Genomic DNA, 17,549 nt, shown 5'->3' with positions numbered 1-17,549 from the left:
ATTGGCCGCCGCCGGTGAGGTTATCGACCTTGGGGCGGGGGCAGACGTCGGGGTATGGGCTGGACGCACGACTACAGTGACGCAGCACGCAACCGCCGCTCGGCCGACGGCCTGAGCTCCCACCAGCGAGGCAGCGACCCGGACTTGCCGGGCAGCGACCTCCGGGTGGGCATCCCGCGCATCCTGCGCCGCAGGGCCCGCTGGGTCTCGGTGCGCCTGCGTCACCCACGAGGCTGACCCGGCCCTTCCCCCGCGTTGACGCCTACAGCGCGCAGTTGTCGCTGTCGACCTGCTGCGAGGCGGTACGGCCCTCGGTGATGTCCTGCCGGATCTCGTCCGCGGTGAGGGCGTACCCCGTCTGCGGGTCGTCGAGGGACTTCGCGAAGACGACGCCGTAGACCTCGCCCTCGGGGGTCAGCAGGGGGCCGCCCGAGTTGCCCTGACGGACCGTCGCGTACAGGGAGTACACGTCCCGGCGTACCGTGCCGCGCTTGTAGATGTCGGCGCCGGACGCCGCGATGCGCCCGCGGATGCGCGCGGCCCGTACGTCGTACGCGCCGTTCTCGGGGAAGCCGGCGACGATCGCGCCGTCACCGCTGGCCGCGTCGTCCGTGGTGAAGCGCAGCACGGGCGCGTCGAGGTCGGGGACGTCCAGGACGGCGATGTCGCGCTTCCAGTCGTACAGGACGACTTTCGCGTCGTACTTGCGGCCCTCACCGCCTATCTGGACGGTGGGCTCGTCGACGCCGCCCACGACGTGCGCGTTCGTCATCACGCGGCGCTCGCCGAAGACGAAGCCGGTGCCCTCCAGGACCTTGCCGCAGCTCTCCGCCGTCCCCATCACCTTGACGATGGAGCGCTTGGCCTCGACCGCGACCCGGCTGCCCGCGAGCGCCGGGTCCGGGGGGTCGACCTCGCGGATCGGCTCGTTCGCGAACGGGGAGAAGACCTGCGGGAAGCCGTTCTGCGCGAGGACCGAGGTGAAGTCCTTGAACCAGGAGTCCGCCTGGACCGGCAGCGTCTCCGAGACGCCCAGCAGGACCTTCGAGCCGCGGACCTCCTTGCCGAGCGTCGGCAGCGTCGTCTGCGCGAGCATCGAGCCCAGCAGCCAGGCCACCAGCAGCATCGCCGCGACGTTCACCAGCGCGCCGCCCGTCGCGTCCAGCACGCGCGCGGGGGACCAGGTGATGTAGCGGCGCAGCTTGCTGCCCAGGTGCGTGGTGAGGGCCTGCCCGACGGAGGCGCAGACGATCACGACGACGACGGCGACGACCGCGGCCGTCGTACTGACCTCCGAGCTGTCGGTCAGGGCGTCCCAGACGACCGGCAGGACGTAGACGGCGACCAGGCCGCCGCCCAGGAACCCGACGACCGACAGGATGCCGACGACGAAGCCCTGGCGGTAGCCGACGACCGCGAACCACACGGCCGCGAGCAGCAACAGGATGTCCAGCACGTTCACCGCTCGGCGCCTCGCCTACTCAACTCGCCCTCACTCCGGGTCGGCCGGGGGTTCCGGCGCTGTGACGGGGCGACCGCCGGGGTCGGCCTGGGGTCCCTCGTCCGGGGGACACCCTGTCATGACCGCCAGTCCAGCGGGACCTCGTTGCCCTTGTCCCACGGGAGCTCCCAGCCCGCGTAATGGACGATCCGGTCGATCACGCCCGCCGTGAACCCCCACACGAGGGCCGATTCGACCAGGAATGCCGGGCCCCGGTGGCCGCTGGGGTGCACGGTCGTCGCGCGGTGCGCGGGGTTGGTGAGATCCGCCACGGGGACGGTGAAGACGCGGGCCGTCTCGGCGGGGTCGACGACACCGACGGGGCTCGGTTTGCGCCACCAGCCCAGCACGGGCGTCACCACGAAGCCGCTCACCGGGATGTACAGCTTGGGGAGCACGCCGAAGATCTGTACGCCCGCGGGGTCGAGCCCCGTCTCCTCCTCGGCCTCCCGCAGCGCGGCCCGCAGCGGGCCGTCGCCCTGGGGGTCGCCGTCCTGCGGGTCCAGCGCGCCGCCGGGGAACGAGGGCTGTCCCGCGTGCGACCTCAGCGATCCGGCCCGCTCCATCAGCAGCAGTTCGGGCCCGCGCTCCCCCTCCCCGAACAGGATGAGCACGGCGGACTGCCGCCCGCCGCCGTCCTTCGGCGGCAGGAACCTGCTCAGCTGCTCCGGCCTGACCGTCCGCACCGCCCGCGCCACGGGCTCCAGCCACTCCGGCAGTCCCTCGTCACTGACACCTGCACCGGCCTCCACCGACACCCCGTCGCCCTCCACATGCCGCACGACCACACCACCCCCCGCTCTCTCCCTGCCCAACGCCCGGCACCCCCGAGATCGTTCCCCTCACGCGGATGCTCCTCCCCGGATTCGGCCCCGATCATGTGGGCGTCCGCATCCCGGACACGCGGGGTTCGCTTCCGGTGTTCCCTTCCGGGTCCGCTTCCGGGTGCGCGGGTCTCCTCACGCGCTCCCCAGCGGCGGGGCCGCCTTGCCGCCCGCGTCCAGGTACGCCCGGGGCGGGTTCAGGCGCTGGCCGGGGAAGCCGCCCTTCTCGTACTTGAGGAGCTTGCGGGCCTTCTCGGGGTCCGTCTCGCCCTCGCCGTACGCGGGGCAGAGGGGGGCGATGGGGCAGGCACCGCAGGCCGGCTTGCGGGCGTGGCAGATGCGGCGGCCGTGCCAGATGACGTGGTGGGAGAGGTCGGTCCAGTCGGACTTCGGGAAGAGGTCGCCGATCGCGGCCTCGATCTTCTCGGGGTCCGTCTCCGCCGTCCACCGGAAGCGGCGGACCAGGCGCTGGAAGTGCGTGTCGACGGTGATGCCGGGACGGCCGTACGCGTTGCCCAGGACCACGAACGCCGTCTTGCGGCCGACGCCGGGGAGGGTGACCAGGTCCTCGAGGCGGCCCGGGACCTCGCCGCCGAAGTTCTCGACGAGCGCCTTGGAGAGGCCGATCACGGACTTGGTCTTGGCGCGGAAGAAGCCGGTGGGGCGGAGGATCTCCTCGACCTCCTCGGGGTTCGCCGCGGCGAGGTCCTCGGGCGTGGGGTACTTGGCGAAGAGCGCCGGGGTGGTCTGGTTGACGCGCAGGTCGGTCGTCTGGGCGGACAGGACCGTCGCGACGACGAGCTGGAAAGGGTTCTCGAAGTCGAGTTCGGGGTGGGCGTACGGATAGACCTCGGCGAGTTCGCGGTTGATCCGGCGGGCCCGGCGCACGAGCGCCGTACGGGACTCGGTCTTCCCGCCGCCGGTTTTCCCGCCTGCGGACGTTTTCTTCACAGAAGCCTTCTCCGTCATGTCTGCCCTTTTCGTGCCGCCACCAGAGATCCCCCCGACGTCCTGTTCGCCCACAGCGGAATCCCGTGGGGGGACCGCCCGCCCGTTCCCCCCATCCCGCGCTCCCACCGGCGATTTGGACTCCCGACCAGCCTAGAGCCCGGCACCGACATCCGCCCCGGCCCCCGGTGGGCGGCCCCCGATTGGACCCCTGCCGCTTACCCCGGGACAGGTGTGCGGCATCCTTGTGACAGATCACACTGTTTGGACCGTCCGGCAAAATGGGCACCAGGGCCCCTTGGTACGTGGGGGCGCAAGAACCCCTGAGCAGGTCGACAAGGAGAGAACTCGTGGACGACGTCCTGCGGCGCAACCCGCTCTTCGCGGCTCTCGACGACGAGCAGGCCGCGGAGCTGCGCGCCTCCATGAGTGAGGTGACCCTCGCGCGTGGTGACTCCCTGTTCCACGAGGGCGACCCGGGCGACCGGCTCTACGTCGTCACCGAGGGCAAGGTCAAGCTTCACCGCACCTCCCCCGACGGCCGCGAGAACATGCTGGCGGTGGTCGGCCCCGGCGAGCTGATCGGCGAACTGTCGCTGTTCGACCCGGGCCCGCGCACGGCGACGGCGACGGCGCTGACGGAGGTCAAGCTGCTGGGTCTCGGCCACGGCGATCTCCAGCCCTGGCTGAACGCGCGCCCCGAGGTCGCCGGAGCGCTCCTGCGCGCGGTCGCGCGGCGCCTGCGCAAGACCAACGACCAGATGTCCGACCTGGTCTTCTCCGACGTCCCCGGCCGTGTCGCGCGGGCGCTGCTCGACCTCTCGCGCCGCTTCGGCGTGCAGTCGGAGGAGGGCATCCACGTCGTCCACGACCTCACGCAGGAGGAGCTGGCCCAGCTGGTCGGCGCGTCCCGCGAGACCGTCAACAAGGCGCTCGCGGACTTCGCGCAGCGCGGCTGGCTGCGCCTCGAAGCCCGCGCGGTGATCCTCCTGGACGTCGAGCGGCTGGCCAAGCGCTCCCGCTGAGGCCCTGAGCGGGCCCTGGAGGGCCTGGCGCGGTACGACCCGCCTCCCGGGGCCCGTACGGCTGTTCGCGGCCCGCACAGGCCCCCGTGGCTGAATCCGCCGGGCCGCGGCCGAAATGAGCTGCCCGGACGGGGTTCCTCGCGCCACAGTGGGCGCATGGCTGAAACGGTCCCCCACAGAGGTCTCGACGCGCAGGGACGCATCGCCCGGGAGGGCTCCCTCGCGCGCGTGCGGCACGAGTTCCGTCCCGTCGTCGCGGCGGCCAGGGACGGGATCCTCGAACTCTTCGGGACACGGCTGCACAGCGCGTACCTGTACGGCTCGATCCCGCGCGGCACCGCGCGCGTGGGACGCAGCGACCTGGATCTCCTGATCGTCCCGCGCGCGGACCCGTCACCGGCCGACTGGGACGCCGTACGGGACCTCGGGGAGCGGCTCGATGAGCAGTTCCCGGAGATCGACGGGGCCGGTGCTCTCCTGTACGGCCGCGACCGCCTGCTGAGCGACGCCGAGACCTACGACATGGGGTTCTTCGTCGCCTGTCTGTGCACCCCGCTCCTGGGCGACGACCTCGCCGAGTACCTCCCGGGCTACCGGCCCGACTCCCGGCTCGCCCGCGAGACCAACGGCGACCTGGGGACGCTGCTCCCCCACTGGCGCACACGCGCGGAGGAAGCCACCGATCCCGGCGCCCGCGTGCGCCTGGTCCGCCACCAGTCCCGCCACCTCGTCCGCACCGCCTTCACCCTCGTCATGCCCCGCTGGAACGGCTGGACGAGCGACCTGCACGAGATGGCGGAGGCGTTCGCCGAGTACTACCCCGCGCGCGGGGACCAGGTCCGGGCGGCGGCCGTACGCGGGTACGAGCCGACGGACTCGCCGGAGGCGCTCGCGCAGTACACGGACGATCTGGGGCCGTGGCTGGCGCAGGAGTACGCGCGCGTGCACGGGGTGAAGTCCCCGCGTCCCTAGATCAGTCCGTGGTCCCGCAGGTACTCCAGCTGTGCGCGCACCGACAGTTGCGCCGCCGGCCACAGGGAGCGGTCGACGTCCGCGTAGACGTGGGCGACGACCTCCTCGGGGGTGCGGTGGCCGTTCTCGACGGCTGTCTCGACCTGGGCGAGGCGGTGGGCGCGGTGGGCCAGGTAGAACTCCACGGCACCCTGGGCGTCCTCCAGGACGGGGCCGTGACCGGGGAGGACGGTGTGGACGCCGTCGTCGACCGTGAGGGATCTGAGGCGGCGCAGGGAGTCCAGGTAGTCGCCGAGGCGGCCGTCGGGGTGCGCCACGACGGTCGTGCCGCGGCCGAGGACCGTGTCGCCGGTGAGGACCGCGCCGTCGGCGGGGAGGTGGAAGCAGAGGGAGTCGGCGGTGTGGCCGGGCGTCGGGACGACCCGCAGTTCCAGGCCGCCGGTCGTGATGACGTCGCCGGCCGCGAGGCCCTCGTCACCGAGGCGCAGGGCGGGGTCCAGCGCGCGGACGCGCGTACGCGTGAGCTCGGCGAACCGGGCGGCGCCCTCCGCGTGGTCGGGGTGGCCGTGGGTGAGGAGGGTGAGGGCGATGCGGCGGCCCGCGCGCTCGGCGGTGTCGATGACCGCGCGCAGGTGGCCGTCGTCCAGCGGGCCGGGGTCGATGACGACGGCGAGGTCGGAGCCGGGCTCGGCGACGATCCACGTGTTGGTGCCGTCCAGCGTCATCGCGGAGGCGTTCGGCGCGAGGACGTTGACCGCGCGCGGGGTGGCCTCCCCGGAGAGGACCGCTGCGCGCGGCTGTCCGGGCAGGGCGCCTGCGTGGGTCATGCGGGGGCTCCAGGGATCGGGATGCGCTTCGTGAACTCCTCGTGGCCCGGCCAGGACAGGACGATCTCGCCGTCGGTGAGGCGGGCGGTCGCGAGGACCGGCGTGAGGTCGCGCGCGCGTGCGGCGTCGAGGGCGTCGCAGGCGCGCGCGTGGGGCGCGAGCTGACGCAGGGTCGCGATGGTCGGCGGCATCATCACCAGCTCGCCCTTGTCGTACGACGCGGCTGCCTCGGCCGGGCGGATCCAGACCGTGCGGTCGGCCTCCGTGGAGGCGTTGCGGGTGCGCTGGCCCTTGGGGAGGGCGGCGACGAAGAACCACGTGTCGTAGCGCCGGGGTTCGAACTCGGGGGTGATCCACCGCGTCCAGGCCCCCAGGAGGTCCGAGCGCAGCACGAGGCCCCTGTTGTCCAGGAACTCCGCGAACGACAGCTCACGGGCCACCAGGGCCGCTCTGTCGGCCTCCCAGTCGTCGCCGGTGGTGTCCTCGATCACCGTTCCGGCGGCCGGGCCCGCGAGCAGGACGCCGGCCTCCTCGTACGTCTCGCGCACGGCCGCGCAGACGATCGCCTGGGCCGTCGCCCCGTCCGTGCCGAGCCGCTCGGCCCACCACGCGCGCGAAGGGCCCGCCCAGCGGACCGTGCGGTCGTCGTCCCGGGGGTCGACGCCGCCGCCGGGGTACGCGTACGCGCCCGCGGCGAACGCCATCGACGTACGGCGGCGCAGCATGTGGACGGCGGGGCCGGCGGGGGTGTCCTTGAGGAGCATGACGGTGGCCGCGCGTCTGGGGGCGACCGGGGTGAGCGTGCCGTCCGCGAGCGCGCGGATGCGGTCCGGCCAGTCCGGTGGGAACCACTGCCCATTCGCCATGGGCGGAGGCTATCCGGTGGGGAGCGAATGTTCGAGAGGGGCCAGGGAGGCGGGCGGCGGGCGCCGGACATGCGCAAACCCCCCGGCTCGCGCGCGGGGGGTCCGTCGGCCGGGAGGTGTCCGCCGGCCGTGGGGTGTCAGTCGCGGACCTCGACCAGGAACTCGACCTCGACCGGCGCGTCCAGCGGGAGCACCGCGACGCCGACCGCGCTGCGCGCGTGCACGCCCTTGTCGCCGAGGATCTCGCCGAGCAGTTCGCTCGTGCCGTTGATCACACCGGGCTGGCCGGTGAAGTCCGGGGCTGAGGCGACGAACCCGACGACCTTCACGACGCGGACGATCCGGTCCAGGTCGCCGATCACGGACTTGACGGCGGCCAGGCCGTTCAGCGCGCAGCGCGCGGCGAGCTCCTTGGCCTCCTCGGCGGTGACCTCGGCGCCGACCTTGCCGGTGACGGGCAGCTTGCCGTCGACCAGGGGGAGCTGGCCGGAGGTGAAGACGTACGCGCCCGTGCGCACGGCGGGCTGGTAGGCGGCGAGCGGCGGGACGACGTCCGGGAGGGCCAGGCCCAGTTCGGCGATCCGGTCCTCTACGGCGCTCACGCCTTGGCCCGCTTCAGGTAGGCCACCAGCTGCTCGGGGTTGGGTCCGGGCACGACCTGGACCAGCTCCCAGCCGTCCTCGCCCCAGGTGTCCAGAATCTGCTTGGTCGCGTGCACGAGAAGGGGCACGGTCGCGTATTCCCACTTGGTCATGGGGCGACTGTATCCGCATGCGGGGAGGGGGTTGTCCACAGGCTGGGGACGAGCGGTTCATGCGACTGTCGTACCGGTTATCCACAGCCTGCTGATTGGTCCGGGCGCCGAGTGGTTACGCTCGAAGACGTGAGCAGGCTCCAGGTCGTCAGCGGCAAGGGCGGGACCGGAAAGACGACGGTCGCCGCGGCCCTCGCGCTGGCCCTCGCGAGGGAAGGGAAGCGGACGCTTCTCGTCGAGGTCGAGGGCCGGCAGGGCATCGCGCAGCTCTTCGAGACGGAGGCGCTTCCGTACGAGGAGCGGAAGATCGCCGTCGCGCCCGGGGGCGGGGAGGTGTACGCGCTGGCCATCGACCCCGAACTGGCCCTGCTGGACTACCTCCAGATGTTCTACAAGCTCGGCAGCGCGGGGCGGGCGCTGAAGAAGCTCGGCGCGATCGACTTCGCGACGACGGTCGCGCCGGGTCTGCGGGACGTCCTGCTGACCGGCAAAGCGTGCGAGGCGGTGCGGCGCAAGGACAAGTTCGGGCGGTTCGCGTACGACTACGTCGTCATGGACGCGCCGCCGACCGGGCGGGTGACGCGGTTCCTGAACGTGAACGACGAGGTCGCCGGGCTCGCGCGGATCGGGCCGATACACAATCAGGCGCAGGCCGTCATGCGGGTGCTGAAGTCCCCGGAGACCGCCGTGCATCTGGTGACGCTCCTGGAGGAGATGCCGGTCCAGGAGACCGCCGACGGCATCGCCGAGCTGCGCGCCGCGCGGCTGCCGGTCGGCCGGGTCGTCGTCAACATGGTCCGGCCGGAGGTGCTGGACGCCGCCGGCCTGGAACTCGTGGACGGCGCCGCGCGTTCCTCCGTCGCGCGGTCCCTGTCCTCGGCGGGCCTGGGCGGAGCGCGCCGAGGGGGCAACGCGGAGAAGCTCGTCACCCCCCTCCTGGCGCAGGCCGCGGAGTACGCGGAGCGCCACCGCCTGGAGCAGGACCAGCGCACGGTCCTCGCGGACCTGGGCCTCCCGGCCCACGAACTCCCGCTCCTCTCCGAGGGCATGGACCTGGCGGGCCTCTACGAACTCGCCACCGAGCTGCGGAAGCAGGGGATCGCATGAGCACGCACCCGGCCGACCGCGCCGCGAGCGGTACGGCGAGCGCCGAGGGCGGACCGGCCGACCGCGCCGCCCACGACGCCCCCCGCCGGATCTCCTCCGTCCGCGTCCTGGACGTCGACCCCCTGCTCGACGATCCGAAGACCCGCATCGTCGTGTGCTGCGGTTCCGGCGGGGTCGGGAAGACCACGACCGCCGCCGCGCTCGGGCTGCGGGCCGCCGAGCGGGGGCGGAAGGTGGTCGTGCTGACCATCGACCCCGCGCGCAGGCTCGCGCAGTCGATGGGCATCGACTCCCTCGACAACACCCCCCGGCGGGTGAAGGGCGTCGAGGGGGGCGGCGAACTGCACGCCATGATGCTCGACATGAAGCGCACGTTCGACGAGATCGTCGAGGCGCACGCGGACCCCGAGCGGGCCGCCGCGATCCTGGGGAACCCCTTCTACCAGTCGCTGTCCGCGGGGTTCGCCGGTACGCAGGAGTACATGGCGATGGAGAAGCTGGGGCAGCTGCGCTCGCGGGACGAGTGGGACCTCATCGTCGTCGACACGCCGCCCTCGCGGTCCGCGCTGGATTTCCTCGACGCCCCCAAGCGGCTCGGGTCGTTCCTGGACGGCAAGCTGATCCGGGTGCTGCTGGCGCCCGCGAAGGTCGGCGGACGCGCGGGGATGAAGTTCCTGAACGTCGGCATGTCGATGATGACCGGCGCGCTGGGCAAGCTCCTCGGCGGGCAGCTCCTCAAGGACGTCCAGACGTTCGTCGCCGCGATGGACTCCATGTTCGGCGGCTTCCGTACGCGCGCGGACGCGACGTACAAACTCCTCCAGGCCCCCGGTACGGCGTTCCTGGTCGTCGCCGCGCCCGAGCGGGACGCCCTGCGGGAGGCCGCGTACTTCGTCGAGCGCCTCGCCGCCGAGGACATGCCGCTGGCCGGCCTCGTCCTCAACCGGGTGCACGGCAGCGGCGCGGCCCACCTCTCGGCGGAGCGGGCGCTGAGCGCGGCGGAGGTCCTGGAGGCGGGCCTGCCCCAGGACACCGGCACCGACGCCGCGCTCCCCCAGGCCGCCGACCCGTCGAACACCCTCCGCTCACCCGAACCCGGCGCGGAAAATCTTGGCCCCGCCCGCATTGTGGATCAGGACCCCGGGAAGGCTGACCTACGTAACTCTCCCGACCCACGCGGCAGTTCGGATTCCCCCGTGTCCGACGCCACAGCCACAGCCACGGCTCCAGATCCCGTCACCGCCTCCGGCGACGCCCCGGCCTCCGACGACGGTTCCCCCACCGGCGTCGACGCGGAGCGTTCCATCGACCGGCTCACCGCAGGCCTGCTGCGCCTGCACGCGAACCGTATGCACCTGCTCTCCCGCGAGCAGCGCACGCGTGACCGCTTCACCGCGCTCCACCCCGAGGTCGCGGTCGCCGAGGTCGCCGCGCTCCCCGGTGACGTCCACGACCTGGCGGGCCTGCGCGACATCGGCGTACGCCTCGCGGCGAACCGCCCGGAGCTGCCGGAGGACACGGAGCACTCCGTGGGCTGAGGCGGGCGGACGCGCGGGCGTCGGCGCGCAGCGGGGCGCGGGCCCCGTACCCGGGCGCGGGCACCGGCGTCGCGCCGGCTCCGTGCACAGCCGGCGCGCGAAAGCTGAAAACCCCGAGCCGAGAATCGAACCCCCGACTCGGCTCGGAAGGAATTCAGCGCACGTCACCGCACGTCAGAGCACATCGACGACAACGGCAGGCGGACCGCGAGGTCCACGCACCGGGGAACGCTCACCGCAGGGCCCACGAGAACCCCCGGCTCACGTACTCCGGCCACGTACTCCGGCGGCTATCCCACCGCCGCGTAGCTCTCGTACACCCGGTCGTCGTCGAGTGCGACGACCCCGGCGACGCTCACGACGCCCGGCGTGCCGCGCTCGTACTCCGAGCGTGCGGTCTCCAGGAGCCTGCGCCAGGAGGTGACGGTCGGCCGGCGGCGCAGCAGGGCCCGCCGTTCACGCTCCGTCATCCCTCCCCACACGCCGAACTCCACGCGGTTGTCGAGCGCGTCGGCCAGGCATTCCGTGCGTACCGGGCAACCGGTGCACACCGCCTTGGCCCTGTTCTGCGCTGCTCCCTGAACGAACAGTTCATCCGGATCAGTAGTGCGGCAGGCAGCCTGCGCACTCCAGTCGGTTACCCAGCCCATACCGGCGCCGTCCTCTCCCGAATCGAGGCTCCCCCACGGCGGCAGCGGCATATTCACCGCCGCCAGTTGAGGACGTTACGGAAGGTGGGCACAGCGCAACACCCCCTTCGGGCCCAATCTTGAATGGCCCGAACGGACTATGCGCATCCGGCAGATCACCCGAGCGAGTGAGCCCGCGACATACGTGACTTTCCCGGCGAATGGGGGCGGTTCACTGGTGTCACAACGGACGCCGCGTGACACACGAGGCGGATTCGGGCACGCCCCCGGAGAAAAACTCCGGGATTTCCAGAACGATTCGGGGTCGCTGGACGTATTGATACGAGGCCCTGTCGCCGTGACTCGTGAGAACAGCTTAGGCCAATGCCTGCGCGCGTGTCCGGAGAATGAGTGAGCCGGTCGTGCGCCCCCCACGACCACCACACGTCGCCGTCACACCCCCATGTCACAATCCCGCCCCGAACAGCCTCACCCCCGCCCGCACCGCCGGAAGCCCCGGAACGACGGATTAGGCTGGCGTGCATGCCAAAGAAGCGCTCGGGCGGTGGTCTGTCCACGACGCAGCAGGCCGCCAAGTTCCTCGGTGTCAGTGTCCTGTCGGGCGCGGTCCTGGCGGGGATCGCCCTGCCGGCCGTCGGCGCGCTGGGCCTCGCCGCGAAGGGGTCGGTGGAGTCGTTCGACGAGCTCCCGGCCAACCTGAAGACGCCCCCGCTCAGCCAGCGCACCTCGATCCTGGACGCCGAGGGCAACCGGATCGCGTCCGTGTACTCGCGCGACCGCACGGTCGTCGACCTCAAGGACATCTCGCCGTACATGCAGAAGGCGATCGTCGCGATCGAGGACTCGCGCTTCTACCAGCACGGCGCGGTCGACCTGAAGGGCATCCTGCGCGCGCTGAACAAGAACGCGCAGAGCGGCGGCGTCTCGGAGGGCGCCTCGACGCTGACCCAGCAGTACGTGAAGAACGTCTTCGTCGAGGAGGCCGGCGACGACCCGACCAAGGTCGCCGAGGCCACCCAGCAGACGATCGGCCGCAAGATCCGCGAGCTGAAGTACGCGATCCAGGTCGAGGAGGAGCTGGGCAAGAAGAAGATCCTGGAGAACTACCTCAACATCACGTTCTTCGGCCAGCAGGCGTACGGCGTGGAGGCCGCCTCCCAGCGGTACTTCTCCAAGCACGCGAAGGACCTGAACCTCCAGGAGTCGGCGCTGCTCGCGGGCATCGTCCAGTCGCCGAGCCTGTACGACCCGATCAACGACGAGAAGCAGGCGACCCTGCGCCGCAACGTCGTGATCCAGCGCATGGCCCAGCTCGGCGACGTCTCACAGGCGGACGCCGACAAGGCGAAGGCCGCGCCGCTGGGCCTGAAGGTCACCCAGCCGAAGAACGGCTGCATCACCGCCGTCAAGGGCGCCGGGTTCTTCTGCAAGTACGTCGAGAAGGTCTTCCTCACCGACCCGGTCTTCGGCAAGACCAAGGAGGACCGCGCGAAGGTCTGGAACCAGGGCGGCCTGACGATCCGTACGACCCTGGACCCGCAGGCCCAGGAGTCCGTGCAGGACTCGATCAAGGACCACGTCTACCAGTCCGACAAGGTCGCGACGGCCGTCACCCTCGTCGAGCCCGGCACCGGCAAGATCCTCGGCATGGGCCAGTCGAAGCCGTACGGCTACGGCAAGAACGAGACGGAGTACAACTACTCGGTCGACTCGGCGTACGGCGGCTCCAACTTCGGCTGGCCGACGGGTTCGACGTTCAAGCCGTTCCTCGCGGCGGCGGCGCTGGAGGACGGCAAGCCGGCGAACCAGGTGTACCCGGCGCCGTTCGACATGCCGTACCCGGAGCGGGTCTCCACGTGCAGCGGCAAGGACTGGCGCAACACCGGGGACGACACGGTGGAGAACGAGAGCGAGTCCGAGGTCGGCCCGTACGACCTGCGCAAGGCGATGGAGCTCTCCGTCAACACGTACTTCGTGCAGATGCTGGAGGACGTCGGCATGTGCCCGGTGTCCAAGATGATCGACGGCCTCGGAGTGGTGCAGGGCAACGGCGACAAGGTTCCCGAGGTGCCGTCGTCCATGACCCTCGGTTCCACCGGTCTCTCCCCGCTGACCATGGCCAGCGCGTACGCCGCGTTCGCCTCGCGCGGGATGTACTGCACGCCGGTCGCCATCGAGTCGATCACGCAGACCGTCGGGAACACGAAGAAGTCCCTCGACGTGCCGAAGTCCACCTGCTCGCGGGCGATGAGCGAGAAGACCGCCGACACGATCAACACGCTGCTCAGCGGGGTGGTCGACTCCGGTACCGGTAAGACGGCCGGCCTCAAGGACCGCGCCAACGCGGGCAAGACCGGTACCACCGACTCCCGCAAGAACGCCTGGTTCGTCGGCTACACCCCGAACCTCTCCGGCGCGGTCTGGGTCGGCAGCGCCACCCAGAAGGTCGAGATGGAGCGCATCTGGATCGGCGGCGAGTACCACTCCCTCGTCTACGGCGGCGACACCCCCGGCCCGATCTGGAAGGACGCCATGACCGGCGCCCTCTCCGGCAAGGACTCCCCCGACTTCAAGACGGTCACCATCCCGGGCAGCGGCCTCGACCGGGGCAACAACGGCGGCAAGGGCCGGGGCAACGGGAACGGCCGGGGCAACGACAACAACAACGGCGACAACGACGGCGGTTTCCTCGGCGGCCTGATCGGCGGCGGCACGACCGGCGCGAACACCTCGGCCGGCGGGGCGTCCGGCGGCTCCAACAACGGCGGCTCGAACGGCGACTTCCCGACGCCGACGATCACGGGCCTCCCCGAGGGCCTGTTCCGCGGCAACAACGGCAACGGCAACGGGGGCAGGAACTGACACCGGGCCACTGACCTGCGAAAGGGCGCCCTCATCCGCGTACGGATCGGTACGGGGATGAGGGCGCCCTTTGTCGTGAGGTCGCCGGGGTTTCGGCTGGTGCCGGCTCGGGAACGCGGCCGGGGTTTCGGCCGGTGCCGGCCCTGGAACGCGGCCGGGGTCGGTCAGCTTGCCAGGAGCTTCTTGACCGTCGCCGCGACCCGGCCGCCCTCCGCGAGGCCCGCGACCTTCGGGTTGACGAGCTTCATGACCGCGCCCATCGCGCGGGGGCCCTCCGCGCCGGACGCCTTGGCCTCGGCGACCGCCGCCGTGACGATCTCCGTCAGCTCCTCGTCGCTCAGCTGCTTGGGGAGGTACTCGGCGAGGACCTCGCCCTCCTCCTTCTCCCGCGCCGCCTGCTCCGCCCGGCCGCCCTGCGCGAACGCCTCCGCCGCCTCCCGGCGCTTCTTCGCCTCGCGGGCGAGCACCGTGAGGACCTCGTCGTCGGAGAGCTCGCGCTTCTCCGTACCCGCGACCTCCTCCTTCGTGATCGCGGTGAGCGTGAGGCGCAGCGTCGAGGAGCGCAGCTCGTCGCGGGCCTTGATCGCGGTGTTGAGGTCTTCCTGGAGCTTGGACTTGAGCGTGGTCATGACGTCGATTGTGGCAGGTGCGGGAAGAAAGGGGCTTCCCTATTACGCGGGGGGCGTGTGGTCAAGGGTCACGGTCGGGTCTGACACGATGGGGGTATGCGCGCGCGTTATGGAGTCCCCTTGGGAATCGCGGCGGTTGGCGCCGCCGGACTGGCCTACTCCGCCGGGTTCGAGGCCCGTTCGTTCCGGCTGCGACGGGTGACCGTACCGGTGCTGCCGCCGGGGATGCGGCCCCTGCGGGTGCTCCAGGTCTCCGACATCCACATGGTCGGCGGGCAGCGCAAGAAGCAGCGGTGGCTGCGGTCGCTCGCCGGGCTGCGGCCCGACTTCGTCATCAACACCGGCGACAACCTCTCCGACCCCGACGGCATCCCCGAGACGCTGGACGCGCTCGGGCCGCTGATGGAGTTCCCGGGCGCCTACGTCTTCGGGTCCAACGACTACTACGGGCCCCGGCTGCGCAATCCCGCGAAGTACCTCTTCGAGAAGGCCAGCGGCCGGCACGGGCTGAACGGCAACGCGCCCGCCGTCGACGTCGTCCACATCGACTGGGAGAGCCTGCGGGACGGGTTCGACGGGGCCGGGTGGCTCGACCTCACGAACACGCGGGGCGTCCTGAAGATCGACGGGGTCTCCATCGAGCTGACCGGGCTCGACGATCCGCACATCCGGCGGGACCGGTACGAGCGGGTCGCCGGGGGGCCGTCCGGCTCCGCGGACTTCTCGATGGGGGTGGTGCATGCGCCGTATCTGCGGGTGCTGGATTCCTTCACCGCCGATGACTATCCGCTGATCCTCGCGGGGCATACGCATGGGGGGCAGTTGTGCGTGCCGTTCTACGGGGCGCTGGTGACCAACTGTGATCTGGATGCGGGGCGGGTGAAGGGGTTGTCGACGCATACGGTCGGGGAGCGGACGGCGTACATGCATGTGTCGGCGGGGTGTGGGACTAATCGGTATACGCCGGTGAGGTTTGCTTGTCCGCCGGAGGTCACGTTGTTGACGTTGGTGGGGCGGGAGTAGGGGGCTCTGGGGCGGGGGGCGGCTTCGGCTTCGGCTTCGGCTTCGGCTTCGGCTTCGGCTTCGGCTTCGGCTTCGGCTTCGGCTTCGGCTTCGAGAAGGCTTGGCATATTTTCGTACAGCATCTCGTCGTACCGTGTCCCTCACTCGGCCCACCCCGATCGCCCCGTATGCCCGGTTTCCCTAGCTTGGGGGCATGACCGCTCCGATACCCCGGGACATCCCCGACCTGCCGGCGATCCCCCGTACGCACGCGCTCTTCCCCTCGTACGTCTCGCACGTCCCGGCGGCTGCCGTGGTCGCGCCGGTACGGCGGCCCCTCGCCGCGGTGCTGCGGCTGCTGCTGGCCGGGGCGGCGGCGGGGAGCGTGGGGATGGCGGTCGCGCTGGGCGACCCCTTGACCGTACTGAGCCGGTTCTCCGTACAGAGCACGTTGGTGCTGGCGCTGGTGACGGCGCTGTCGGCGCGGCGCGCGTGGACGGCGCGGCGTCCGCTGCCGGGGGCCGTGACGGGGGCGGCGCTCCTCTACACGGTGACCGGCGCGCTGACGTACCACCTGCTGCTCGCGCACAACGCGCAGGCCACGCCGCTGACCGGCGGCACGGGCGGGTGGCACGCGGTCGCGTCCCACCTCCTGCACACGGCGATCCCGGCCGCGGCCGTCCTCGACTGGCTGCTGCTGACGCCGCCGGCGCGGCTGCGGTTGCGGCAGGCGGCGTCGTGGCTGGTGTATCCGCTGCTGTACCTGGGCTTCACGCTGGCCCGGGGCCACCTCCTCGCGGCCGGCTCTCCCGGCCGCTACCTCTACCCCTTCCTCGACGCGGCGGCCGACGGCTACCGGCACACCCTCGCCAACGCCCTCCTCCTCGGCCTCGCCATCTACGCCCTCTCCCTCCTCCTCACCGCCCTCGACCACACCCGCCCCAACCCCATCCGCCCCCACCCCAAAACCGGATTTCGTCTCCAGCCGCCCGTGGGCTAAAGTTAACGACGTCGCCGCAGCAAGAAGGTTCGCAGCGACATCGGGGTGTAGCGCAGCTTGGCAGCGCGCTTCGTTCGGGACGAAGAGGTCGTGGGTTCAAATCCCGCCACCCCGACAGTGTTTGACCAGGTTAGGCCTGTGCTGAGAGATCAGCACAGGCCTAACTTGTTGTGCGGACCCGTTTTGGGAGCCGACGTAGGGGGATCTTCAGACCCCGACTCCCTGTGGCTCCGGGCCAGAGGTCTACCCAAGGCTTGTCGTAGGGAGTCCGCAGACGGTACGACGATCGTCATGCATCGGTGATCTCCGTTGAACGATCGGCAACTCTCACTCCTCACCCGAGTCGGGGACGGAACCGGCCCCGTCACGTCAGACAGCCCCGAGCTCGCCCTCACGGCTCGCGCGCTCAAGGACCGGGCCTGGTGACCATGCCCCGGAAGGAGGGGAGGTGGCAGGCGAAGATCACCGACGCGGGGCGCTTCTATCTGGAGCACGGCCATCATTCCGACCGTCCGTAACTGGTGCCGGGCGAGCCTCGGTCGGCGGCATCCGAAGTCAAGACGCCGCCTACCGCAGGGCCTTCGCGTGGTCGAGCGTGATCTCGCGCCAGGGCAGACGGCGGACGCGGTCGAAGAGGCCGGGATGGTTGGCCTTGGCCTGCGCGATGTGGTGGGCACCGCGCTCGCGCAGGAAGGTGCCGTGAGCGTGCTGGGTGTGCAGCGCGTCGGCGGTGATGACCGTGTCGGTCAGGTCGACGCTGCCGGCAGGGCCGGAAGGCGGGGATCGCGTTGCTCTTGTCGGCGACCTGGCGCTGGGCCAGGACGTGACCGGCGTGGTCCAGCGCTGCGAGCAGGGTGACGTGCCCGGTGACGTGGGTGCGCGAGCCACGCAGGGCCTTGCCGCCAACAGCGATCGCCCGCAGTCCGGGGCCGGCCGGGGTGGCGCGGGCGGTGAGGAAGGCGCCGATGGCCCGGTCCAGGGCGTTGCCGTCGAGCTGGACGAGCAGACGGCGCAGGGTGTGGGGGTGCGGCACGGACACGGTCC

Annotated in this window: 18 protein-coding genes and 1 tRNA gene; 9 read left to right on the top strand and 10 right to left on the bottom strand. The window is 71.4% G+C overall.

The genetic code is table 11. The features are described from left to right. Positions 1-54 precede the first annotated feature (54 nt). Positions 55-237: a hypothetical protein gene (locus PV682_RS38725; protein ID WP_079056939.1), complete on the top strand. Its 183-nt coding sequence runs from the start codon at positions 55-57 to the stop codon at positions 235-237. Positions 238-262: 25 nt separating this feature from the next. Here the strand turns inward: PV682_RS38725 and PV682_RS38720 are convergent, their stop codons facing one another. The 3 genes from PV682_RS38720 to nth form a co-directional block, all read right to left on the bottom strand. Beyond that, complete coding sequence (locus PV682_RS38720) at positions 263-1,462, bottom strand: MarP family serine protease (RefSeq protein WP_319736862.1); 1,200 nt, start codon at positions 1,460-1,462, stop codon at positions 263-265. 116 nt (positions 1,463-1,578) lie between these two features. Then, the gene (locus tag PV682_RS38715) at positions 1,579-2,283 is read right to left on the bottom strand and encodes an NUDIX hydrolase (protein ID WP_319736861.1); all 705 of its coding nucleotides are present in this window, start codon (positions 2,281-2,283) and stop codon (positions 1,579-1,581) included. A 177-nt stretch (positions 2,284-2,460) separates the two neighbouring features. After that, the gene (gene nth, locus PV682_RS38710; protein ID WP_319736860.1) at positions 2,461-3,294 is read right to left on the bottom strand and encodes an endonuclease III; all 834 of its coding nucleotides are present in this window, start codon (positions 3,292-3,294) and stop codon (positions 2,461-2,463) included. A 329-nt stretch (positions 3,295-3,623) separates the two neighbouring features. Between nth and PV682_RS38705 the strand changes: the two genes are divergently transcribed. Further along, on the top strand, positions 3,624-4,298 hold the full coding sequence (locus PV682_RS38705) for a Crp/Fnr family transcriptional regulator (protein WP_010350941.1): 675 nt from the start codon (positions 3,624-3,626) through the stop codon (positions 4,296-4,298). Between the two features lie 156 nt (positions 4,299-4,454). Further along, positions 4,455-5,270: a nucleotidyltransferase domain-containing protein gene (locus tag PV682_RS38700; protein ID WP_319736859.1), complete on the top strand. Its 816-nt coding sequence runs from the start codon at positions 4,455-4,457 to the stop codon at positions 5,268-5,270. On the opposite strand, the gene PV682_RS38695 is transcribed toward PV682_RS38700, so the two are convergent. The 4 genes from PV682_RS38695 to PV682_RS38680 all read right to left on the bottom strand — a co-directional run bounded on the left by PV682_RS38695 (position 5,267) and on the right by PV682_RS38680 (position 7,717). Continuing rightward, positions 5,267-6,097, bottom strand: coding sequence for an MBL fold metallo-hydrolase (locus PV682_RS38695; RefSeq protein WP_319736858.1), 831 nt, complete (start codon positions 6,095-6,097; stop codon positions 5,267-5,269). The two genes, PV682_RS38700 and PV682_RS38695, sit on opposite strands and share 4 nt — an antisense overlap. After that, the gene (locus tag PV682_RS38690) at positions 6,094-6,963 is read right to left on the bottom strand and encodes an NUDIX hydrolase (RefSeq protein ID WP_319736857.1); all 870 of its coding nucleotides are present in this window, start codon (positions 6,961-6,963) and stop codon (positions 6,094-6,096) included. The genes PV682_RS38695 and PV682_RS38690 overlap by 4 nt, the downstream gene beginning before the upstream one ends. 137 nt (positions 6,964-7,100) lie before the next feature. Continuing rightward, a complete protein-coding gene (locus tag PV682_RS38685; RefSeq protein ID WP_319736856.1) occupies positions 7,101-7,565 on the bottom strand; it encodes a RidA family protein in 465 nt (154 codons plus the stop codon). Continuing rightward, positions 7,562-7,717 (bottom strand): DUF4177 domain-containing protein, encoded by a 156-nt coding sequence (locus PV682_RS38680; RefSeq protein ID WP_010350935.1) that lies wholly within the window; start codon positions 7,715-7,717, stop codon positions 7,562-7,564. Before PV682_RS38680 ends, PV682_RS38685 begins: the two co-directional genes overlap by 4 nt. 129 nt (positions 7,718-7,846) lie before the next feature. On the opposite strand from PV682_RS38680, the gene PV682_RS38675 reads away from it, so the two are divergent. Both PV682_RS38675 and PV682_RS38670 read left to right on the top strand, forming a co-directional pair. Continuing rightward, on the top strand, positions 7,847-8,824 hold the full coding sequence (locus tag PV682_RS38675; RefSeq protein WP_319736854.1) for an ArsA family ATPase: 978 nt from the start codon (positions 7,847-7,849) through the stop codon (positions 8,822-8,824). After that, positions 8,821-10,362: an ArsA family ATPase gene (locus PV682_RS38670; RefSeq protein ID WP_319736851.1), complete on the top strand. Its 1,542-nt coding sequence runs from the start codon at positions 8,821-8,823 to the stop codon at positions 10,360-10,362. Before PV682_RS38675 ends, PV682_RS38670 begins: the two co-directional genes overlap by 4 nt. Before the next feature lie 290 nt (positions 10,363-10,652). Here the strand turns inward: PV682_RS38670 and PV682_RS38665 are convergent, their stop codons facing one another. Further along, a complete protein-coding gene (locus PV682_RS38665; RefSeq protein ID WP_055721889.1) occupies positions 10,653-11,012 on the bottom strand; it encodes a WhiB family transcriptional regulator in 360 nt (119 codons plus the stop codon). Positions 11,013-11,534: 522 nt separating this feature from the next. Here PV682_RS38665 and PV682_RS38660 point away from each other — a divergent pair. Then, complete coding sequence (locus PV682_RS38660; protein ID WP_319736848.1) at positions 11,535-13,874, top strand: transglycosylase domain-containing protein; 2,340 nt, start codon at positions 11,535-11,537, stop codon at positions 13,872-13,874. Positions 13,875-14,038: 164 nt separating this feature from the next. Here the strand turns inward: PV682_RS38660 and PV682_RS38655 are convergent, their stop codons facing one another. Next, the gene (locus PV682_RS38655; protein ID WP_319736846.1) at positions 14,039-14,503 is read right to left on the bottom strand and encodes a GatB/YqeY domain-containing protein; all 465 of its coding nucleotides are present in this window, start codon (positions 14,501-14,503) and stop codon (positions 14,039-14,041) included. 96 nt (positions 14,504-14,599) lie between these two features. On the opposite strand from PV682_RS38655, the gene PV682_RS38650 reads away from it, so the two are divergent. The 3 genes from PV682_RS38650 (at position 14,600) to PV682_RS38640 (ending at position 16,620) form a co-directional block, all read left to right on the top strand. Then, the gene (locus tag PV682_RS38650; RefSeq protein ID WP_112476072.1) at positions 14,600-15,526 is read left to right on the top strand and encodes a metallophosphoesterase; all 927 of its coding nucleotides are present in this window, start codon (positions 14,600-14,602) and stop codon (positions 15,524-15,526) included. A 193-nt stretch (positions 15,527-15,719) separates the two neighbouring features. After that, positions 15,720-16,505 (top strand): Pr6Pr family membrane protein, encoded by a 786-nt coding sequence (locus PV682_RS38645; protein ID WP_319736843.1) that lies wholly within the window; start codon positions 15,720-15,722, stop codon positions 16,503-16,505. 41 nt (positions 16,506-16,546) lie between these two features. Beyond that, a tRNA-Pro gene (locus tag PV682_RS38640) sits at positions 16,547-16,620 on the top strand. A 452-nt stretch (positions 16,621-17,072) separates the two neighbouring features. Here the strand turns inward: PV682_RS38640 and PV682_RS38635 are convergent. Then, positions 17,073-17,393 carry a hypothetical protein gene (locus PV682_RS38635; RefSeq protein WP_319736841.1) on the bottom strand — a complete coding sequence of 107 codons (321 nt, stop codon included), beginning with the start codon at positions 17,391-17,393 and terminating at the stop codon, positions 17,073-17,075. Between the last annotated feature and the right edge of the window lie 156 nt (positions 17,394-17,549).

The sequence above is a fragment of the Streptomyces niveiscabiei genome, assembly GCF_033794345.1.
Lineage (GTDB): Bacteria > Actinomycetota > Actinomycetes > Streptomycetales > Streptomycetaceae > Streptomyces > Streptomyces niveiscabiei.
The sequence above is the reverse complement of the archived record's forward strand: the minus strand, read 5'-3'. Positions and strand labels throughout refer to the sequence as shown.

Coding starts and splice junctions, on each gene's coding strand:
- PV682_RS38725 (WP_079056939.1), top strand. CDS start 55: ATGGGCTGGACGCACGACTACAGTGACGCAGCACGCAACCGCCGCTCG.
- nth (WP_319736860.1), bottom strand. CDS start 3,294: ATGACGGAGAAGGCTTCTGTGAAGAAAACGTCCGCAGGCGGGAAAACC.
- PV682_RS38700 (WP_319736859.1), top strand. CDS start 4,455: ATGGCTGAAACGGTCCCCCACAGAGGTCTCGACGCGCAGGGACGCATC.
- PV682_RS38695 (WP_319736858.1), bottom strand. CDS start 6,097: ATGACCCACGCAGGCGCCCTGCCCGGACAGCCGCGCGCAGCGGTCCTC.
- PV682_RS38690 (WP_319736857.1), bottom strand. CDS start 6,963: ATGGCGAATGGGCAGTGGTTCCCACCGGACTGGCCGGACCGCATCCGC.
- PV682_RS38680 (WP_010350935.1), bottom strand. CDS start 7,717: ATGACCAAGTGGGAATACGCGACCGTGCCCCTTCTCGTGCACGCGACC.
- PV682_RS38670 (WP_319736851.1), top strand. CDS start 8,821: ATGAGCACGCACCCGGCCGACCGCGCCGCGAGCGGTACGGCGAGCGCC.
- PV682_RS38665 (WP_055721889.1), bottom strand. CDS start 11,012: ATGGGCTGGGTAACCGACTGGAGTGCGCAGGCTGCCTGCCGCACTACT.
- PV682_RS38660 (WP_319736848.1), top strand. CDS start 11,535: ATGCCAAAGAAGCGCTCGGGCGGTGGTCTGTCCACGACGCAGCAGGCC.
- PV682_RS38655 (WP_319736846.1), bottom strand. CDS start 14,503: ATGACCACGCTCAAGTCCAAGCTCCAGGAAGACCTCAACACCGCGATC.
- PV682_RS38650 (WP_112476072.1), top strand. CDS start 14,600: ATGCGCGCGCGTTATGGAGTCCCCTTGGGAATCGCGGCGGTTGGCGCC.
- PV682_RS38645 (WP_319736843.1), top strand. CDS start 15,720: ATGACCGCTCCGATACCCCGGGACATCCCCGACCTGCCGGCGATCCCC.